The sequence below is a fragment of the Mycolicibacterium agri genome (genome assembly GCF_002553505.1).
In the GTDB taxonomy this organism is placed as follows: domain Bacteria; phylum Actinomycetota; class Actinomycetes; order Mycobacteriales; family Mycobacteriaceae; genus Mycobacterium; species Mycobacterium agri.
Map to the genome: position 1 here is coordinate 1 of NZ_PDCP01000179.1, position 3,114 is coordinate 3,114.

3 protein-coding genes are annotated in these 3,114 nt (G+C 64.4%); 2 read left to right on the forward strand and 1 reads right to left on the reverse strand.

From position 1 onward, the window contains the following. Positions 1-163: 163 nt before the first annotated feature. Positions 164-427 carry a hypothetical protein gene (locus CQY20_RS33475; protein ID WP_097945626.1) on the reverse strand — a complete coding sequence of 88 codons (264 nt, stop codon included), beginning with the start codon at positions 425-427 and terminating at the stop codon, positions 164-166. Between the two features lie 1,084 nt (positions 428-1,511). Here CQY20_RS33475 and gap point away from each other — a divergent pair. Next, the gene (gap, locus tag CQY20_RS33480) at positions 1,512-2,534 is read left to right on the forward strand and encodes a type I glyceraldehyde-3-phosphate dehydrogenase (protein ID WP_097945629.1); all 1,023 of its coding nucleotides are present in this window, start codon (positions 1,512-1,514) and stop codon (positions 2,532-2,534) included. Further along, positions 2,531-3,114: phosphoglycerate kinase (gene pgk, locus CQY20_RS33485; protein WP_097945632.1), on the forward strand; the 584-nt coding region annotated here is incomplete at its 3' end. The genes gap and pgk, both read left to right, overlap by 4 nt.

Here is a 3,114-nt window from a genome sequence, read left to right on the forward strand (position 1 = left end):
TTTTTTTTTTTCGGGGGGGGGGTTCCCCCCGGTTTTCTGGGGGCCGGGGGGGGGCCCCCGCGGGCGGCCCCCCCCCCGGCCGGCGGGTGCCCCAACGGGGGGGGGGGGGGTTTCCCCCCCCCCGGCCGCCTCCCCATGCCCAGTTGACGAAATTCTCTACCTATCAGTTGTGGTCGCCGGGGTAGGTTTTCGGCTCGGGCTCCACCACACGCGCCGCGTGAGTCCACCTGTCGGCGCCGGAGAACATGTGCTTGGCGTAGAACTCGGCTTCCTTCTTGCTGGAGTGCACTTCGCCGAATTGCTTCCGCTCGCCGCTCGCGTTGGCGACGACGATCCAGCCACCGCGGTCGGTCTGGACGACTTCGACGTCGAGATCAATGTGGTCGACGAATGATCCCTCGATGTCCCTTGCTGCGTTGGCGCTCATGTCGACTCCTTATCTGTGTGCGCTGGTCTAGCGCTGGTCTAACGCCTCATGAGACGAACACCCCGGCGAGAATTCAGCTGTGGCTGTGATCGCCGGAGAGGTTGCATACATCCCACAGTTGATGTATACGCCTACTCGCAAGTCACTGCGCAGACCTTTGTGAAAATTTTCCCGGACCCACAAAGCCACTCGGATTATGCAAACGGACAGCGATTTCCTGCGACCGGCATGACCCGCGTGAACGTCCCGTCTGTTAATGGCCATCATTTCCGCGCTGCATATGCGGCACCATCATGTCGAGCACGCCGTCATCACACTGACGGACCCCCTCTGGACTTCGCGTGCATAGAAAATGGCGAGGTGGCGTCCAGAATCCGGTGCAAATCGTCGGGCGCAGGTTCTGGATTCGGTGGGTGATGTTACGCAGTGGGCTCACGTCGCTCGGGCTGCCCATCGACGAGAGCGTCACGACCGCGGCGGCCATCCCCGTGGCAGTGATCGTCGTGTGGCGCCCTGCACCGGGTGCGCCGCCACATCCACGGAGGACAACGACGGAGGCCAATGACTTCCGAATCCAGCTGGGCACAGCGCGGCGCCAGTGCCAATTTCAGCGCACGATCCAAACCGGCCGTCGGGTCAGATCGATGACGTCTCGAGCACCATCGTCATAGCGGACGAGGACACAGCCCGGCGACGCCGAAGACACCCAGCCGAGTCGGCCGAAAACTCCATACGCCACGCGCACTCGATCGCCGGCAACCGGCCCGTCACTCGTTGCGCTCAGCACCTGGTTGACCGTAGCGGCACCGCTTTTCATACCACTCCGTTTCGTGTCGACTGTAAGTGCGTGGACTTCGTGGTGCGCCAGTGTCCTTCGCACACGCTCACGCCACCTCCCCCACGTCGGGGGTTTCGGCGGTGTGGCCAGCAACGCCGATACCGCCGGGCGGAGAAAACACATGAAGTACCTCTGGCGCCTCCCCTACCTGGGGGGCTCGCCGACCACCGGCCACCAATACGGTGTGCAGTTGTATCAGAGGGCTGCCGAAGTCGGCGACATCAATGAACACGTAGGGAGGCATGCGTGACAGTCCGGGTAGGTGTGAACGGCTTCGGCCGCATCGGACGCAATTTTTTCAGGGCGCTCGAGGCACAGAAGGCCGACGGCCTGGGCACCGACATCGAGGTGGTGGCGGTCAATGACCTCACCGACAACGCCACGCTGGCGCATTTGCTGAAGTTCGACTCGATCCTGGGCCGGTTCCCTGCGGACATATCGCTGGAGGACGACGACGCGATCGTCGTCGGCGACAAGAAGATCAAGGCGTTGGAGGTCAAGGAGGGCCCGGCGGCGCTTCCGTGGGGTGATCTGGGTGTCGACGTGGTCGTGGAGTCGACGGGTATCTTCACCGACGCGGCCAAGGCCAAAGGCCATCTGGACGCGGGCGCCAAGAAGGTGATCATCTCAGCGCCGGCCAAGGGCGAGGATCTCACGGTGGTGTTCGGTGTCAATGACGACAAGTACGACGGCAGCCAGAACATCATCTCCAACGCGTCGTGCACCACCAACTGCCTTGGCCCGCTGGCCAAGGTGCTCAACGACGAATTCGGCATCGTGCGCGGGTTGATGACGACCGTGCACGCCTACACCCAGGACCAGAATCTTCAGGACGGTCCGCACCGGGATCTGCGCCGCGCCCGCGCCGCCGCGCTGAACATCGTGCCGACCTCGACCGGCGCCGCCAAGGCCATCGGCCTGGTGCTGCCCGAGCTCAAAGGAAAACTCGACGGTTATGCCTTGCGGGTGCCGATCCCCACGGGTTCGGCAACCGACCTGACCGCCGAGCTGAGGAAACCGGGCAGCGTCGAGGAGATCAACGCCGCCTACAAGGCCGCCGCCGATGGGCCGCTGAAGGGCATCCTGAAGTACTACGACGCGCCGATCGTGTCCAGCGACATCGTCACCGACCCGCACAGCTCGCTGTTCGACTCAGGTCTGACGAAGGTGATCGACAGCCAGGCCAAGGTCGTGTCGTGGTACGACAACGAGTGGGGCTACTCCCACCGCCTCGTCGATCTGGTGGCGCTGGTCGGCAAGTCGCTATGAGCCCCGTAGCTTTCAAGTCACTCGACGACCTACTCGCAGAAGGAGTTTCGGGCCGAGGCGTGCTCGTGCGGTCGGACCTCAACGTCCCGATCGATGACGATGGCAACATCACCGACCCGGGCCGCATCATCGCCTCGGCGCCGACGCTGAAGGCGCTGGCCGACGCTGGGGCGAAGGTCGTGGTCACTGCGCACCTTGGTAGGCCGCACGGCGGCTCTGACCCGGCGTTGTCGCTGGCGCCGGTGGCAAAGGCGCTGGGCCAGCTCTTCGGGGCCGACCACGTCCAACTGGCCGGCGACGTGGTCGGCCCCGATGCGCTGGTCCGCGCCGAAGGCCTGAGCGAGGGCGACATCCTGCTGCTGGAGAACATCCGATTCGATCCGCGGGAAACCAGCAAGGACGATGCCGAGCGCCTGGCGCTGGCCACGCAGCTTGTCGAACTCGTCGGCGGCCCAGACGGTTCGGCGGGAGCGTTTGTATCCGACGGCTTCGGTGTGGTTCATCGCAAGCAGGCGTCGGTATATGACGTGGCCCAGTTGTTGCCGCACTATGCGGGGAATCTGGTCGCCGCCGAGATCAG